This is a genomic window from Streptomyces bacillaris (assembly GCF_003268675.1).
GTDB classification, from domain to species: Bacteria; Actinomycetota; Actinomycetes; order Streptomycetales; family Streptomycetaceae; genus Streptomyces; species Streptomyces bacillaris.
Genome location: NZ_CP029378.1, coordinates 4,706,661 through 4,722,790, shown reverse-complemented (window position 1 = coordinate 4,722,790; position 16,130 = coordinate 4,706,661). Strand labels below are relative to the sequence as shown.

General features: G+C 72.0%; 12 protein-coding genes. 5 read left to right on the top strand and 7 right to left on the bottom strand.

Annotated features, from left to right (window positions below):
* Entirely contained in the window at positions 1 to 2,331 is a 2,331-nt protein-coding gene (locus DJ476_RS20485; protein WP_112491241.1) for a molybdopterin oxidoreductase family protein, read from the bottom strand.
* A complete protein-coding gene (locus DJ476_RS20480; protein ID WP_103420895.1) occupies positions 2,328 to 3,494 on the bottom strand; it encodes an MFS transporter in 1,167 nt (388 codons plus the stop codon). Before DJ476_RS20480 ends, DJ476_RS20485 begins: the two co-directional genes overlap by 4 nt.
* Before the next feature lie 265 nt (positions 3,495 to 3,759).
* On the opposite strand from DJ476_RS20480, the gene DJ476_RS20475 reads away from it, so the two are divergent.
* Positions 3,760 to 5,019 (top strand): P1 family peptidase, encoded by a 1,260-nt coding sequence (locus tag DJ476_RS20475; RefSeq protein ID WP_318294753.1) that lies wholly within the window; start codon positions 3,760 to 3,762, stop codon positions 5,017 to 5,019.
* A gap of 372 nt (positions 5,020 to 5,391) precedes the next feature.
* A complete protein-coding gene (locus DJ476_RS20470; RefSeq protein ID WP_103420897.1) occupies positions 5,392 to 6,138 on the top strand; it encodes a DUF6227 family protein in 747 nt (248 codons plus the stop codon).
* A gap of 175 nt (positions 6,139 to 6,313) precedes the next feature.
* On the opposite strand, the gene DJ476_RS20465 is transcribed toward DJ476_RS20470, so the two are convergent.
* Positions 6,314 to 7,846: an MFS transporter gene (locus DJ476_RS20465; protein WP_103420898.1), complete on the bottom strand. Its 1,533-nt coding sequence runs from the start codon at positions 7,844 to 7,846 to the stop codon at positions 6,314 to 6,316.
* 62 nt (positions 7,847 to 7,908) lie between these two features.
* On the opposite strand from DJ476_RS20465, the gene DJ476_RS20460 reads away from it, so the two are divergent.
* Positions 7,909 to 8,934: a helix-turn-helix transcriptional regulator gene (locus DJ476_RS20460; RefSeq protein WP_112491240.1), complete on the top strand. Its 1,026-nt coding sequence runs from the start codon at positions 7,909 to 7,911 to the stop codon at positions 8,932 to 8,934.
* A gap of 323 nt (positions 8,935 to 9,257) precedes the next feature.
* Here the strand turns inward: DJ476_RS20460 and DJ476_RS20455 are convergent, their stop codons facing one another.
* Positions 9,258 to 10,259: a sigma-70 family RNA polymerase sigma factor gene (locus DJ476_RS20455; RefSeq protein WP_029395668.1), complete on the bottom strand. Its 1,002-nt coding sequence runs from the start codon at positions 10,257 to 10,259 to the stop codon at positions 9,258 to 9,260.
* 567 nt (positions 10,260 to 10,826) lie between these two features.
* Between DJ476_RS20455 and DJ476_RS20450 the strand changes: the two genes are divergently transcribed.
* On the top strand, positions 10,827 to 11,960 hold the full coding sequence (locus DJ476_RS20450) for a questin oxidase family protein (RefSeq protein ID WP_103420902.1): 1,134 nt from the start codon (positions 10,827 to 10,829) through the stop codon (positions 11,958 to 11,960).
* Between the two features lie 251 nt (positions 11,961 to 12,211).
* Here the strand turns inward: DJ476_RS20450 and DJ476_RS20440 are convergent, their stop codons facing one another.
* Entirely contained in the window at positions 12,212 to 12,994 is a 783-nt protein-coding gene (locus DJ476_RS20440; protein ID WP_112491239.1) for a dioxygenase family protein, read from the bottom strand.
* 145 nt (positions 12,995 to 13,139) lie between these two features.
* On the opposite strand from DJ476_RS20440, the gene DJ476_RS20435 reads away from it, so the two are divergent.
* On the top strand, positions 13,140 to 13,652 hold the full coding sequence (locus DJ476_RS20435) for a MarR family winged helix-turn-helix transcriptional regulator (RefSeq protein ID WP_103420907.1): 513 nt from the start codon (positions 13,140 to 13,142) through the stop codon (positions 13,650 to 13,652).
* 39 nt (positions 13,653 to 13,691) lie between these two features.
* Here DJ476_RS20435 and DJ476_RS20430 read toward each other — a convergent pair whose 3' ends face one another.
* Positions 13,692 to 15,272 (bottom strand): MFS transporter, encoded by a 1,581-nt coding sequence (locus DJ476_RS20430; RefSeq protein ID WP_318294752.1) that lies wholly within the window; start codon positions 15,270 to 15,272, stop codon positions 13,692 to 13,694.
* A gap of 174 nt (positions 15,273 to 15,446) precedes the next feature.
* The gene (locus tag DJ476_RS20425; protein WP_019766082.1) at positions 15,447 to 16,115 is read right to left on the bottom strand and encodes a TetR/AcrR family transcriptional regulator; all 669 of its coding nucleotides are present in this window, start codon (positions 16,113 to 16,115) and stop codon (positions 15,447 to 15,449) included.
* Between the last annotated feature and the right edge of the window lie 15 nt (positions 16,116 to 16,130).

Sequence of the window (16,130 nt, the reverse complement as noted above, 5' to 3'; positions counted from 1 at the left end):
TCAGCTCCTCTCCGAGGTGCCACGGCCCTGGGGGGACGTGGGCGGCAGCGGGTCGGTACGCGAGACCTGGGTCTCCGGGTAGGCGACATGGCCGGGGGCGACCGGCGGGGCGGGGACCTCGTCGATCCGGTCGGCGTGCTCGATGCGGCAGGCGCACACCTTGTACTCGGGGATCTTGGAGCGGGGGTCGAGCGCGTCGATGGTGAGGGCGTTGGCCGCGGTGGGGACGGGCCAGTGGTAGGGGACGAAGACGGTGTCGGGGCGGATCGCCTCGGTGACCAGGGCGGGGAAGACCTCGCTGCCGCGCCGGGTCACGATCCGTACGGGCTCGCCGTTGCGGAAGCCGTGGGAGGGGTGGATCTCGGCCCAGGGGCGCGGGGTCTGCTCCACGAGGGCGCCGAGCCTGCGGGTCTGGTTGCCGGAGAGGAAGTGGGCCACGGTCCGGCCGGTGGTGAGCGACATGGGGAACTCGTCGTCGTACGGGTCCATCGGCGGGTGCCACTCGACGACCTGGAGGTGGATCTTCCCGTCGGGGTGGTAGGTCTTCCCGTCCTCGAAGAGGCGCGGGGTGCCGGGGTGGTCGGTGGAGGGGCAGGGCCAGGCGATGCCGCCGGTCTCCTCCAGCCGTTCGTAGGTGATGCCGTAGTAGTCGTTGACGGTGCCGGCGGAGGCGGTGCGGAGTTCCTCGAAGACCGCCCGGGAGTCGGGGAAGGCGAATTTGTCGCCGGCGCCGAGGCGGCGGGCGAGTTCGCACATGACCCAGGTGTCGGTGCGGACGCCGGGGGGCGGGTCCTGGGCCTTGTTGTGCTTGACCACCCGGGCCTCGGCGTTGGCCATCACCCCTTCGTCCTCGGCCCAGGTGGTGACAGGGAGGACGACGTGGGCGGCGGCGGCGGCGGTCTCGGAGAGGAAGAAGTCGAACTGGGCGTGGAACTCGGTGGCGTCGTACCCCTCCTTGACCACCCCGTAGTTGGGGAGGGAGACGAAGGGGTTGTTGCAGATGCCGATCAGGCCGCGGATCTCGCGGCGCCGCATCTGCCAGACCATCTCCATCATGGAGGTTCCGGCGGGCGGGAGTTCGGACTCCTCGATGCCCCAGATCTCGCAGATCTGACGGCGGTGCTCGGGGTTGGTGATGGAGCGTCCGCCCGGGAGGAGGTCGGACTTCTGGCCGTGCTCGCGGCCGCCCTGCCCGTTGCCCTGGCCGGTGATGGTTCCGTATCCGGCACCGGGTTTGCCGATGTGGCCGGTGGCGGTGCACAGGTTGATCACGGAGAGGCAGTTCTCGACGCCCTGCGAGTGGTGCTCGATGCCCCGGGCGTGCCAGGCCATGGCCTTCGGGGCGCGGGCGAAGGCGCGGGCGACCTGGACGATCTGCTCGGCGGAGACGCCGCAGATGGCGGCGGCGCGGGACGGCGGATACTCGGCGGCCTTGGCCTTGACCTCCTCCCAGCCGGTGGCGTGGGTGGCGAGGTAGTGCTCGTCGGTGAGCCCTTCGGCGATGACGACGTTCAGTACGGAGGTGAAGAAGGCCGAGTCGGTGCCGGGCTTGAGGGCGACGTGGATGTCGGCGGTCCGGGCGATGGCGGTCTCGCGCGGGTCGACGACGATGAGGCTCGCCCCGCGGTCCCGGGCTCCCCAGACGTACTGGGTCATCACGGGGAAGCACTCGCCCACGTTGGAACCGGCGATGAGCAGGCAGTCGGTGAGGAGGATGTCGGAGAAGGGGTTGCCGGCCCGGTCGATGCCGAAGGCCAGCTTGTTGGCACCGGCCGCGCTGACCATGCAGAGGCGGCCGTTGTAGTCGACGTGCCGGGACTTGAGGGCGACCCGGGCGAACTTGCCCACCAGATACGTCTTCTCGGAGAAGAGGCTGGCGCCGCCGAGGAGCCCGAAGGCGTCGTTGCCGTAGGTCCGCTGGATGCGCTCGATCTCGGAGACGGTGAAGTCGAGCGCCTCGTCCCAGGAGACCTCGCGGAACTCCTCGTCGCGGGAGCGGCGCATGAGCGGGGCGGTGAGCCGGTCGGGGTGGTTGACCTGCTGGTAGGCGTTGATGCCCTTGGGGCAGAGCCGCATCCGGTTGATGTCGTGGTTGCGGGGTTCGACGCCGAAGACCTTGCCGCCGCGGTCCACCCGCAGATACATCCCGCACTGGACGCCGCAGAAGCAGCAGTGGGTGGGGACGAGCGTCTCGCCGTTCTGGTCGGCGTGCCACTGGTCGGCCGGGATGCCACCGGCGTCGCGGAAGGCGCGGGTACCGGGCGGGGCGAGGGAGGGGTCGAGCGGGATGAAGGTGCGGCGGTCGGCGGCGGCTCGCGGTTCCGCGGTCACTTGAAGCCCTTCTTCACATGGGAGAGATAGGCACTGCCGCGCAGCACCCGCTTGCAGCGCGGGCAGTACTCGGCCCAGGCGTCGAAGTCGAGGCTGAGGTCGCGCATGGTGCCGCGCAGGTTCTCGACGTACGGGCCGGTGTCGATGGGTTCCTCGCAGCGGCGGCAGGCGAAGACCTTGTCGTCCTGGCGGCCGGTGTACTTGAACAACTGCATCCCGACCGCGGCCGGGCGCTGGACGATGTGGAAGAACTTCCCGAACGGGATGTAGATGAGCGTGAAGACGACCGAGGCCATGTGGAGGATCGCCAGGAACTGGTAGCCGCCGCCGTGCAGGAAGATCGACGAGAAGGTGAGCAGCAGCCCGGTCACGGAGATGACGATCAGCGCGATCAGCGGCACCAGGTCGTAGGCGAAGCGCTGGCCGGTGGAGGCGCCGCGGTCCTTCATCCGGCGCCAGAGGAAGTACGAGGCGCCGGGGATGACGAGCACGGCGGCGATGTCGAGACCGTGGAACATCAGCCAGCCGAGTAGGGAGAGCGAGTCGAAGCCGAGGATCTTGAAGCCCCAGATCCGCATCTCGTAGCCGGGCCCCGATCCGCTGCCCGAGGTGAAGGTGAACCAGCCCCAGGTGAGCGGGAAGGTGATCAACGCGGCGAGGATGCAGCCCCAGAAGATCAGCTGGTGGGCGGCCCAGCGCGCGTGGGACCGGGCGCCGAGGAACTTCTGGAAGCCGAGGTAGGTGGCGATCATCTCCGGCAGGGCGGTGGGGGCCCTGCGGAGGTTCTCGTACGAGAAGAGGCTGCGCCACCCCTGCTTGAAGAGGCGTCGGGCGCCGGGGGCGGAGATCCAGACGGTGTAGCGGTAGGCGACGCCGAAGGCGAGGAAGACCGTGGCGACGGCGTACGGGAGGAGCGCCGAGTCGAAGTTCCGCAGCATGCGGCTGCCGAGCACGATCGCGAGGATCAGCAGGGCTGAGACCACGGCCCCGGCCAGGCTCGCCCGGACGGTGACCGACCGGAGGCCGGTGGCGTTGCGGGACGCGCCCCCGGCCTCGGCACCCCCGGAGGGAGGCGGCTCGGCGGCGGGGGCGGAGGCGGGGGCGGGGGAAGCCGGGGTGGAGGGGGTTGCGCGGGCTGCAGGGGGCTCTGGCGGCTCGGTCACTCGGCCACCGTAGGGCGGTTTGCTGCACTTGGTTCTTTTTTGGGCGATAAGGGGGTGAGGGGGTCGCCCGGACAGATGCAGGGGGCGGGGTGGGGGCGCGTGCCGGAGGTGCGGGGGTGGGTGGGGAGGGGAGGGGGGCGGGGGGGAGCCCCCCAAGGAGGGTGGTGGGGAGGTTGGGGTGGGGACAGGCGCAGGGGCGGCGGTACGTTCGGGGCGTGGGTACGAGGCTGCGCCTGCTTGCGGGCGCCGAACCGAGGAGCGCGCCATGACCGCCGAGGAACCTCAGCCGCTGTCGCCGGATGCCCCGGGCCCCTCGGACGCCCTGAGCGCCTCGTCGCCGCATACCCCGGGCACCTCGGTGCCGGATGCGCCTGGCGCCTCGGCGGTGGATGCCCCGGGTGCCTCGGCGGTGGGTGCGCGGAGTGGCTCGGTGCTGGATGCGCTGACCGATGTGGCGGGGATTCGGGTCGGGCATGCGGAGGTGGCGGGGGCCGGGGCGTTGAGCGGGACGACCGTGGTGCTGGCGCCGGAGGGCGGGGCGGTGGCCGCCGTGGACGTGCGGGGCGGCGGGCCGGGGACCCGGGAGACGGACGCGTTGGACCCGCGCAACCTGGTGCAGCGGGTCGACGCGGTGGTCCTCACGGGCGGCAGCGCGTACGGCCTCGACGCCGCGTCCGGGGTGATGGGCTGGCTGGAGGAGCGGGGCCGGGGCGTCCGGGTCGGCCCTGAGCCCACCCAGGTGGTCCCCGTCGTCCCGGCTGCCGCCCTCTTCGACCTCGGGCGGGGCGGTGACTGGCGGGCCCGCCCCGACGCGTCGACCGGCCGCGCCGCAGTGCAAGCCGCCGCCGCCTCCGGCCCGGGGGCGCCGGTGGCCGAGGGGAGCGTGGGCGCGGGCACGGGTGCGGTGGCCGGGCAACTGAAGAGTGGCATCGGCACGGCGAGCGTGCGGCTCCCCTCAGGGGTCACCGTCGCCGCCCTGGTCGCGGTCAACGCGGCGGGCTCGGTGCTCGATCCCCGTACCGGAGTGCTGTTCGGGGAGTACGGGGCCGGGGAGCCGCCCGCGTACCCGGCGGCCGCGACCCATGCGGCGGCGGTGCGGCGGCTGGAGCGGGCCCGGGAGGCGAGGGAGGCGGCCGCCGGCGGGGTCCCGCCGTTCAACACCACGATCGCGGTCGTCGCGACGGACGCGGCGCTCGTCCGGGCCCAGGCGCAGAAGCTGGCGGGTACCGCCCACGACGGCATGGCCCGCGCGGTGCGCCCGGTCCATCTGCTGACCGACGGGGACACCGTGTTCGCGCTCGCCACGGGCCGGGTGGCGGTGGAGTCGGAGAACCCGGCCGCGGTCAACGAGATCCTCGCGGCGGGCGCCGACGTGCTGGCCCGCGCGATCGTGAAGGCCGTTCGCGCCGCCCGGAGCGTCCAGGGGCCCGGCGGCACCTTCCTCGCCTACACCGACCTCTATGGGCCGGGGGGCGGGCCGGGGGACGGGGGCGGGGGCAGCCCTGGCCGGAGCGGCGGCGCCTGAGGCCGAACCCGCACAACCGGCCCCGCGCCACCGGGCCCCTCGCCACCGAACCCCGCACGACCGGACCCCTCACCACCGGACCCCTCACCACCGGACCCGCTCCGGCCCTGCGCCACCGAACCCGCCTCCGCCTCGCCCCCACCGAACCCCGCTCGGCGGGGGCGCGCGGCGGTCCGGGGAGGGGCGCGCGGGCGCTCGACTCGCAACCGTGGCACGGGAGTTCACCCCCAACCACCCGAATTGCACCGGGAACAGACGGGGAACTTATCTCGTACGCCTTACGTTTTTACGAACCCCGGTCACGATGTCAGACCCAGGGACTACGTTAAGCACGCACCAAGTAACACGCGGCGACGGCCTGGAGACAGCACCTTGAGCGATCCGTACGAGACAACCGAGCAACACCTCGACCGACTCCTGCGACGCGCCCTCAACTCTTTCGACCTTCCCGACAGCACGGTCGACCTGCTCGGTTCGGCGCTGGCGCACAGCAGTTCGCTGTACTCCTCGCACCACAGCCCCGTCCTGCACCGGGAGACCTACCGCCACACCTTTCTCCTGGCCGACGGCTCCGATCTGACCCTGTGGGAGCTGGTGCACAGCGGCGGCCGAGACGAGCAGGAGTCCCGGCGCCACGAGTTGTACGCCGACGAGGGCGACGCCCACATCGCCGCCGCCCGGCTGGCCGGGAGCCTCTCGGACGCCCCCGCCTTCGGCGACGAGGCGGGCCGCGGGGACATGGAGACCCTGACGGTCCTGATGTCCGCTCCCCCGGCCCCGACACCCCGGACGTACGCCCCCGACAACTCCGCCGACCACGCCCGCCGGGTCCTGCGCCGCGCGGAGAACGGGGACCGGCCGGGCGAGGAGAAGGCCCGGCTGCTCCGGGCCGCCTTCGCCCACCACATCACCCAGGTCTTCGGGCGCCAGTGCGAAGTCGACGGCCAGAAGGCCGGGTTCACGCTCTACGAGCACGCGTTCCTGCTGCTGGACGGCAGCGAGACGAGCCTGTGGGAGGTCGAGCACACGGCGACCCCCGACGGCCGTCACATGTGCGAGGTGTACGAGGACGAGGAGACCGCCCGCGCGGCGATGGAGAGCCGCACCGGAATCTGCTGACCCGGGACGGACCCCGGACCGGACGGGCCCCACGAAGGGGCCGCCACCGCCATGAAGCCGTTGCCGGGCCGCCCCGCCACCAGACTCGCCTGGCCACCGGGCCGCCCACCACGGCACCCGCCCGGCCACCGGACCGTCACCCCGCCATCGCCGAGCAGGCCTACGGCCCTCCGGCTCAGACCTTCAGTACCGGCTCCGTCGTGAGCGGGGTGTCGTCGGGTGCCCCCGCCCCGCCCTCCACGTGGGCCTTCGGCCGGGCCGGCAGGGCGAACATCAGCAGGAAGATCACCGAGAGCACCCCGGCCACCCACCACAGCGACTGCTGGAAGGCGTCCACGAAGGCCGGGCCGATCTCCTGCGGTGCCAGCCGGTCACCGATCGCGCCGAAGAAGACCACCGAGACCAGACCGAGGCCGAGCGCGGTGCCCATCTGCTGCACGGTGTTGATCAGCCCGGACGCCGAACCGGCGTGCTCCTTGGGCACTTCGGAGAGGATCGCGTCGGTCAGCGGGGCCACGATCAGCCCCATCCCGACGCCCATGACGACCAGCGGGACCGCCATCTGCCAGGAGGTGATGGCCATGCCGTAGTGCTCGGCCTCCCAGAGGTAGATCAGCAGCCCGGCGACCATCAGGAGCGCGCCCGCCTGGAGGACCTTGCGGCCGAAGCGGGGCACCAGCTTCTGTACGGAGATCCCGGCGGCCACCGAGACGGCGACGGAGAACGGGATGCCCGTCGTACCGGCCCGCAGCACGCTCCAGCCCAGCCCCATCTGCATGTAGAGGGTCCAGACCAGGAAGAAGATGCCGAGGCCGACACCGAAGGTGAGCTGCACGGCGATGCCCGCGGCGAAGCTCTTGACCCGGAACAGGGACAGCTCGATCAGCGGTGAGCCGTCGATGATCGCTTTCTGCCGCTGGTGCCGTACGAGGAGGGCGAAGACGAAGAGGCTGCCCACCATCGAGACGTGGCCCCACAGCGGCCAGTCCAGCTCGTGCCCGCGGGTGAGCGGGTAGATGAGCATCAGCATCGCGAGCGTGACCAGGCCGACGCCGACGAGGTCCAGCCGCATGGCCCGGGGCGCCTTGGACTCGGTGATGAACTTCGCGCCGAGGATCAGCCCCGCGATGCCGACGGGCAGGTTGATCAGGAAGATCGGCCGCCATTCGAGGCCGAAGAGGTTCCACTCGGTGAGCAGCGCGCCCAGCAGCGGGCCGGAGACCGCGCCGAGGCCGACGACCGCGCCGAAGAGGCCGAAGACCTTGCCGCGCTCGTGCGCCGGGAAGGTGGCGTGCACGATCGAGAGCACCTGGGGCACCATCAGCGCCGCTGTCGCACCCTGGAGGATGCGGGCGGCGACGAGTATGTCGGAGTTGGGCGCGAGGCCGCAGAGGGCCGAGGCGACCGTGAACCCGGCGATGCCGATGAGGAAGAGCCGCTTGCGCCCGTAGATGTCGCCGAGCCGTCCGCCCGTGATCAGTCCGGCGGCGAACGCGAGGGCGTAGCCGGCGGTGATCCACTGGATCGCGGAGACGGAGGCCCCGGTGTCCCGGGTGATGCTGGGGATCGCGATGTTGACGATCGTGACGTCGACCAGGTCCATGAAGGCCGCGGTCATCACGATGGCGAGGGCGAACCAGCGACGCCGGTCGGCGGGGGCAGGGGCGGAGTTCGCTGCCGGGTTCGGCAGCGCTGCGGAGGAAGACATGGGAAGAACCTAGATCTCTTTTAGGTCTGATCCTGTCCTGTTGGGGTCGCATCCTGGTTTTCATGACCGACACCACCCCGGCACGCCTGCTGAAACTGCTGTCACTCCTCCAGACCCCGCGCGAGTGGCCCGGCGGGGAGCTGGCCGAGCGGCTCGACGTCACTCCGCGCACGATCCGCCGCGACGTCGACCGGCTGCGCGAACTGGGCTACCCGGTCGAGGCCTCGCGCGGCTCGGCCGGTGGCTACCGCCTGGTCGCGGGGGCCGCCCTGCCGCCGCTCGTACTGGACGACGAGGAGGCGGTCGCCATCGCCGTGGGGCTGCGGGCCGGGGCCGGGCACGCCATCGAGGGCGTCGACGAGGCCTCCGTACGGGCGCTGGCGAAGCTGGAGCAGGTGCTGCCCGCACGGTTGCGGCACCGGGTCTCGTCCCTGCAGAACGCCACGGTGCCGCTGGCCCGGGGCGACGGGTCCACCATCGATCCGCGGACCCTGACGACGCTCGCCTCGGCGGCCACCGGACAGGAGCGGCTGCGGTTCGCGTACCGCAGTGGCGACGGTACGGAGACGAGGCGGCAGGTCGAGCCGTACCGGCTGGTGAGCACGGGGCGGCGGTGGTACCTGGTGGCGTACGACCTGCTGCGGGAGGACTGGCGGACGTTCCGGGTGGACCGGGTCTCCGAGCCGTTCGCGACGGGCGCCCGGTTCACGCCCCGGCCGCTCCCTGGGGAGAGCGGGGGCGGGGCGGAGGACGCGGCGCGCTACTTCGCCCGGTCGATGGCGGGCAGGCAGCCGGAGTTGCGGCTCGATGTGTGGTTCGCGGCTCCGACGGAGTTCGTGGTGGCCCGGCTGCCGCCGACGCTCGGGGTGCCGGAGCCGGTGCCCGGGCCGGAGGGGGAGAACCCGGGCGGGGAGGACTCCGGGAGCGGCTGCCGGTTGCGCTCCTCCTGCACGGACTCGCTGGAGTGGGTGGCGCTGCGGCTGGCGCTGGTGGACTGCGAGTTCACGGTGCAGGGGCCGCCGGAGCTGGTGGAACACCTGGAACGCCTGGGCGCCCGGTTGACCCGCGCGGCGGGCGCGCCCCGTTGATGCGCGCGATGCGTGCAGCAGACGCACCCCGTTCATGCGCGCGGCGGGCGCGTCCCGTTCATGCGCGTGATGCGCGCGGCGGGCGCGCCCGGTTGACCTGTGACGCGCCCGGTTGACCTGTGAGGGGGGCGGTTGACCTGTGAGGGCGGCGGAGTGGCCCTGCGCGTCGGACCCCAAACATGGACGAGCCCCGGCGCCGGGGGGGGTGGGCGCCGGGACTCAGTTCCGGGGACCGGCCGCGGGGGCCGGTCGGGGTGACCGGGGTGATCCGGTCGGTCGGCCGGGGTGAACCGGCTTGATGGGGAGGCTAGCGGGTTATCCGCTCACGCCACAGCGTCAAAGCCCGTGTCGTGTGCCATTCGCTTCAATTCGAGCAGAGCGTGCTTCTCAATCTGACGGATCCGCTCCCGGGTCAGACCGTGCTGCTTGCCGACCTCGGTCAGCGTCCGCTCGCGGCCGTCCTCGATGCCGTACCTCATCTTGATGATGGAGGCGGTCCTGTTGTCGAGCTTGCCGATCAGGTCCTCCAGCTCCTCGCTGCGCAGCAGCGACAGCACCGACTGCTCGGGCGAGACGGCGGAGGTGTCCTCCAGCAGGTCGCCGAACTGGGTGTCCCCGTTGTCGTCGACGGACATGTTGAGGCTGACCGGGTCGCGGGCCCAGTCCAGGACGTTGCCCACGCGCTCGGCGTTGGTGTCCAGCTCGGCGGCGATCTCCTCGTGCTCGGGATCGCGGCCGTTCTCCCGGTTGAACTCGCGCTGGACACGGCGGATCCGGCCCAGCTCCTCCACCAGGTGGACGGGGAGCCGGATCGTGCGGGACTGGTCGGCTATGGACCGGGTGATGGCCTGGCGGATCCACCACGTCGCGTACGTGGAGAACTTGAAGCCCTTCGCGTAGTCGAACTTCTCGACCGCGCGCACCAGGCCCGCGTTGCCCTCCTGGATCAGGTCGAGCAGGGGCAGCCCCGCGCGGGGGTAGCGCCGGGCCACGGCAACGACGAGGCGGAGGTTGGAACGGATGAATATGTCCTTGGCGCGCTCGCCCTCGGCGACCAGCGCCTCCAGCTCCTCACGCGTCGCACCACCGGCTTCGCTCTCGGCCTCGCCGTCGAGGATCTGCTGGGCGTAGACGCCCGCCTCGATGGCCTGGGAGAGGTCGACCTCCTTGGCGGCGTCGAGCAGCGGCGTACGAGCGATCTCGTCCAGGTACATGCCGACCAGGTCGCGATCGGCGATCTCCCCGCCCACGGCGCGAACACTGCTTGCCCGGTCGGTCCCACCGGAGGTGGTGGACGAACGACGGGCGACGGCACGGGTTGCCATGCGTGCTCCCTTGCTGAGTAGGTCGCGACACCCTTCCGGGTGCCCTGCATCCGATGGAAACAACGACTGGAATCCGGACAGAATTCCCATGCCGCCCATTCATTTTCGCGATCATGCAGTACCCTGTCCGGCGCCGAACGGCGGGCGCCGGGTGCGAGTACCCCCGTAAGCGCAGGTCAGGGCCGGTTTCGCAGGCGTACCGGAGGCCCTGGCGGGGCCGGTGACAACCGATCCGGTGAGACGGCGCTCACCGGATGCCACACCCTTGGGGCAGAACGCCACGCCCGGATCGCCCCGGAGTCCCGGGCCTCCGGGGGCCACGGAACTCCCGGGGGCGCCTCGGGCGCTCCGACCTCGCGTCTACCCAGGAAGACGATCCGTATCGCCTCGGGGTTGCTCGCGTCACCCCCGGGTCCGGGTCACAGACGGGTCCTGGTCACCTCCAGGTCCGGGTCACACCCTCCGGCCTCGGCGGTAGGCCCTAGGTCCCGAGGCGGAGGTCCGTCCTCCGCCGACCGGGACCTCAGCCCGATCCGCCGGGCCGCCCGCGCCCCTACCGTGAGATCCATGACGGACACCCAGCGCAACCACGTGGTCACCCCGGCGGACAGCCACCGGAACGGGGACGGTCGTCGGAGCCCCGCACCCGACGCCCCGGGCACCCCCGAGACCTCCGGCGCCCCCGACACCTCGGGCACCCTCGACGAGGCCCTGGAGCGCATCCATCTTGCGGGGCCCGAGCGCGACGGCTGGCTCAGCAACCACGCCCCGATGGCCGTCGAGGCCTTAGTGCGGCGCGGGCAGGCGCCGGCCGTGCACCGCTGGCTCGACCAGTACCGCTCCAGGCTGGAGGACATGCCGGGCTCCGTCGAACCGGTGACCTCCGGGAACTGGCACGAGGCCCTCGGCGACATCGACCGCGTCGGTGACTGGACGGTGTTCTTCGAGCGGGAGACCGACAGCCGCCCCTGGCGTGCCGTCCTCGCCGAGTGGTGGCCCCGGCTGCTGCCCGGCATCGCGGGCGGCGCCACCCACGGGGTGATCCGGGTCGGCCACTCCGTAAAGACGCTGGTGGACGACGAGGAGACCGCCCCGCGCGTACGGGAACTGGCCCACGCCCTCGGTTACTGGGCCGCCCGCTTCCAGCCCCTGCCCCCGCTGGAACGCCTCGCCGGACCCGCCGACGCGGCCGGTGCCCTGGACCGGGTGCCGCTGATCGCCGAGCAGGACGGCGAGATGCTGGCCCGGCTCGGCCGGCTCACTGCCTTCCCCGACTGGCCCGGCGGGCTCCCCCAGGGGCCGGAGGCGGCCCGTACCGCACTCGAGGAACTCGTCACGGCCGCCACCCACCGTTACGCGACCCATGGGCACGCCTCACCGATCATGCTGGTCCACGCGGCTACCGCACCCAACGCGGTCCTGCGCACCCTGCCCGCGCTCCCCGACTCGCTGTGGGTGCCGAGCCTGCACGCGGCCTGGGCGGCGAGCGCCGCGGTGACCTCCGCCTACGGGCCGCGCGAGGGGGTGCCGGTGGCGGACCTCCGGAGCGGGCCGCAGGATCCGCAGGAGGTGTTCGAGCGGGCGGTGGCGCACGGTGACGACCACACGATCAAGTTCGCCGACACGGCGCTGGACGTGGGTGACGCGACCGCGCTCGTCGCCGCGGGGCGCGCGGCCGAGCTGAACACCCCCGTCTGGTGAACGCCCGGCCTCCGTCCGCCGCCCCGGTCCCGGCGGGCCGACCGCCGCCGCGCCGCGCAGCCCCGTCGACCCTGGTCGGACCGGGCCCGGGAGGGACCGCTTTCCCCGGACCGGACGCGACCCGACCGGGCCCGGGAGGGACCGCTCCACCCGGACCGGACGCGACCCGACCGGGCCCGGGAGAGTCCGCCTCCCCCGGACCGGACGCTCCCGGGCCCGCCTCCCTCGGACCGGACCATCCCGGACCGGACTCAGCCGAACTGCACCGAGCGCTTGGCCAGCCCCATCCAGAAGCCGTCGATGACGCTCCGCCCCCGGTCCAGCTCCTCCTCGGCGGCGCCCAGCGTCACGAAGAGCGGGGCGAAGTGCTCGGTGCGCGGGTGGGCCAGCTTTCCGGCGGGGGACGTGTGCTCGAAGTCGAGCAGGGCGTCGATGTCCTGGGCCCGCAGCGCGCGGTCGCCCCAGTCGTCGAACTCCGCCGACCAGCCGGGGACCCCGCCACCCTGGTGGCGCAGGGCGGCCAGGTTGTGGGTGAAGAAGCCGCTGCCGACGATCAGCACGCCCTCGTCGCGCAGCGGGGCGAGCTTGCGCCCGATGGCCATCAGCTTCTGCGGGTCGAGCGTCGGCATGGAGATCTGGAGTACGGGGATGTCGGCGTCCGGGAACATCTCCACCAGCGGTACGTAGGCCCCGTGGTCCAGCCCCCGGTCCGGGATGTTCTGGACCGGCGTACCGGCTCCGCGCAGCAGCTTGCGGACGCTGTTGGCCAGCTCCGGGGCGCCGGGGGCGTCGTAGCGCACGGTGTAGTAGTGCTCGGGGAATCCCCAGAAGTCGTAGACCAGCGGGACCGGCTCGACGGCGCCGAGCGCGAGCGGGGCCTCCTCCCAGTGGGCGGAGACCATCAAAATCGCGCGGGGCCGGGGCAGTCCGGCGGACCAGGCGGCGAGCTGGCCGGGCCAGACCGGGTCGTCCGCGAGCGGCGGGGCGCCGTGCGAGAGGTAGAGGGCGGGCATGCGCTCCGTGGTGACGGTCATGGCGTCTCCCCATCCACTGGACACTGGAATCGGATCGGATCCGATCATGGATCCGGAAGGCACTTGAGAGATGCTTGAGATTTCAAGTTCCTACCTCCGGAGACCTTAGCCCTATCTAGTTCAACTTTCAAGAAAAGGTCGTACAGTGGAGTACATGACCACGGCATCCCCCAGCGAGACCCGCTGGCTCACCGACGAGGAGCAGCGCGTCTGGCGTGCCTATCTGCATGCCACCACGCTGCTGGAGGACCACCTCGACCGCCAGTTGCAGCGGGATGCGGGCATGCCCCACACCTATTACGGACTGCTCGTCCAGCTCTCCCAGGCTCCCCGCCGCCGGATGCGGATGACCGAGCTGGCCAGGAACGCGAAGATCACCCGCTCCCGGCTCTCGCACGCCGTCGCCCGGCTGGAGAAGAACGGCTGGGTGCGGCGGGAGGAGTGCCCCTCCGACAAGCGCGGCCAGAACGCGGTGCTCACGGAGGAGGGGTACGCGATGCTCAGCCGGTCGGCCCCGGGCCATGTCGCCGCCGTACGCCAGGCGCTCTTCGACCGGCTCACGCCCGAGCAGGTGCGCAGCCTCGGCGACATCATGCGGGTGCTCGCCCACGGCCTCGAACCGGAGGGTACGGACGCGGACCTGCCCTGGCTCCGCTGAGCGGCGGAACCAGGGCAGGGAAACCGGGCAGGGGCCGCCTCAGTGGGCGACGACCGGGATCCGGAACTCGTCCTCGGCGCCCTCGGTGTTCCCGTCGGGGGCGCCGCCCGTACCACCGGCCGCGCCCGTCCCCGGCCGGCCGGTGTTGATCAGTACGGCCGCGACGGCGGCGGCGACGACCAGGATGCCGACCGCCCACCAGATCGCGCTGGCGAAGCCGTTGACCATGGCCTGGAGCTCCAGGAGCTTCGGGTCCGTGGCACGGGCCGCGTGGTCGGCGATGTACGCGGTGGTGGCACCGGCCGCGATGGTGTTGAGCAGGGCGGTGCCGATGGCGCCGCCGACCTGCTGCGAGGTGTTGACCATCGCGGAGGCGACCCCCGCGTCCCGCGGCTCGATGCCGTGCGTGGCCAGGGACATGGCCGGCATGAACGCCGTACCCATACCGAGGCCGAGCAGCAGCATGCCGGGCAGGATGACGGCCGCGTAACTGGTGTTCAGGTCCAGCTGGGTGAGGAGCAGCATGCCGACGGCGGCGACCAGGAAGCCGGGGCCCATCAGCAGCCGCGGCGGGACCCGGGTCATCAGCCGGGTGCCGATCTGGGTGGAGCCGGTGATCATGCCCGCGATCATCGGGAGGAAGGCGAAGCCGGTACGGACCGGGGAGTAGCCCTTCACGATCTGCAGGTAGTACGTCAGGAAGAGGAACAGCCCGAACATCGCGATGATCGCGAGCCCCAGCGAGAGGTAGACCCCGCCGCGGTTGCGCTCGGTCAGGACGCGCAGCGGCAGCAGCGGCGACCGTACGCGCGACTCGGTCACGACGAAGGCCAGCAGCAGGACAGCGGCGGCGATGAACATGCCGACGGTCAGCCCGTCCGACCAGCCGGCCGACTCGGCGCGGGTGAAGCCGTAGACCAGGGCGACCAGGCCGAGGGTGGAGAGGACGACGCCGGGGATGTCGAGCGGCGAGCGGTTACGGGCTCCGGACGGCTCGCGGATGACGAAGTACGCGCCCGCGGCGGCGATCACGGCGAACGGGATGTTGACGAAGAACGTCCAGCGCCAGTTCAGGTACTCGGTGAGGAAGCCGCCGAGGATCAGCCCGACCGCGCCACCGCCACCGGCGATGGCGCCGTAGATGCCGAAGGCCTTGGCGCGCTCCTTGGCGTCGGTGAACATCACGGCGAGCAGGGAGAGGGCGGCCGGGGCGAGCAGGGCGCCGAAGACACCCTGGAGGGCCCGGGAGCCGAACATCATCGCCTCGTTCTGGGCGGCCCCGCCGAGCGCGGAGGCCAGGGCGAAGCCGATCAGCCCGACGACGAAGGTGCGCTTGCGCCCCCACAGGTCGGCGATGCGGCCGCCGAAGAGGAGCAGACCGCCGAAGGCGAGGGCGTAGGCGGTGATGACCCACTGCTTGTTGCCCTCGGAGATGCCGAGGTCGGTCTGGGCGGAGGGCAGGGCGATGTTCACGATGGTCGCGTCGAGCACGACCATCAGCTGGGCGAGCGCTATGAAGGCCAGCGCCTTCCAGCGGCTGGGATCGGGAATCCGGGGTTCGGCTGCCTTGGACAGCGGTTCGGCTGCCTCGGACAGCGGGGTGTCAGCGGTTTTTGACATGGGAGTAGCCACCTAGGGACTGACGGGAGCGCCGGGAACGGCGTGAGCGACGGATGCGTACGTAAAAGGACGTGGAAAGCGACGTGGGAAGTAGCGACGTGGGAAGTAAGGCCAGCGGCCCGCGACTTACGGACTACGGGCTACGAGTTACGAGTTACGGAACCGGAGTGGGCGTCAGTCGCGGCGCCTCAGGTTCTCCAGGGTCGCCGCCGATCCGGGCAGCTCCGAGCGGGCCGGTGCCTCCAGCCCGTCCAGGAACAGCTGCAGATGGCGGTGGGTGAAGCGGTCGATGTCCAGGCAGGCGATGCCGGGCAGCGGCCGGGTGAGCTGGGAGAGGGCGACGAGCACGTCACCGACGGCGATGTCGGTGCGCAGCCGCCCCGCTGACTGGGCGCGCGACACGAGCCCTTCGACGGCCTCTTCGAGACGGTCGCGCTCGGCGAGCAGATCGGGGTGGTCCCGGTCGAAGACGCCGGAGAGCATCGGGCACAGGGCGCCGATCCGTTCGTCGGCGGCCGCGTGCACGAAGCGGCTGAGCGCGGCGAACGGGTCGGCCTCCGCGGCGACGGCCTCCTCGGCCCTCCGGGTGGTCCGGGAGGTGACCGCGAGCACGACCTCATGGGTCAGGGCGGCGCGGTCGGGGAAGTTCCGGTAGAGCGTGGCGTTGCCGACGCCCGCACGGCGTGCGACGTCGTCGAGCGGCACGTCCGGCCCGAACTCGACGAACAGCTCGCGCGCGGCCGCGATGATCCGCTCGCGGTTGCGCAGCGCGTCGGCCCGCGGCTTGGGCGTACGGCGCGGGGCTGCCGCCTGTGCGGTGGTGGTGTCGGCGACGGTCTCCACGACTGCGGCCTCCCC

What these genes read in the sequence shown, in the direction of transcription:
- DJ476_RS20475 (WP_318294753.1), top strand. Translation starts at nt 3,760, where the DNA reads ATGACCGCCGAGGAACCTCAGCCGCTGTCGCCGGATGCCCCGGGCCCC.
- DJ476_RS20465 (WP_103420898.1), bottom strand. Translation starts at nt 7,846, where the DNA reads ATGTCTTCCTCCGCAGCGCTGCCGAACCCGGCAGCGAACTCCGCCCCT.
- DJ476_RS20460 (WP_112491240.1), top strand. Translation starts at nt 7,909, where the DNA reads ATGACCGACACCACCCCGGCACGCCTGCTGAAACTGCTGTCACTCCTC.
- DJ476_RS20455 (WP_029395668.1), bottom strand. Translation starts at nt 10,259, where the DNA reads ATGGCAACCCGTGCCGTCGCCCGTCGTTCGTCCACCACCTCCGGTGGG.
- DJ476_RS20450 (WP_103420902.1), top strand. Translation starts at nt 10,827, where the DNA reads ATGACGGACACCCAGCGCAACCACGTGGTCACCCCGGCGGACAGCCAC.
- DJ476_RS20440 (WP_112491239.1), bottom strand. Translation starts at nt 12,994, where the DNA reads ATGACCGTCACCACGGAGCGCATGCCCGCCCTCTACCTCTCGCACGGC.
- DJ476_RS20430 (WP_318294752.1), bottom strand. Translation starts at nt 15,272, where the DNA reads ATGTCAAAAACCGCTGACACCCCGCTGTCCGAGGCAGCCGAACCGCTG.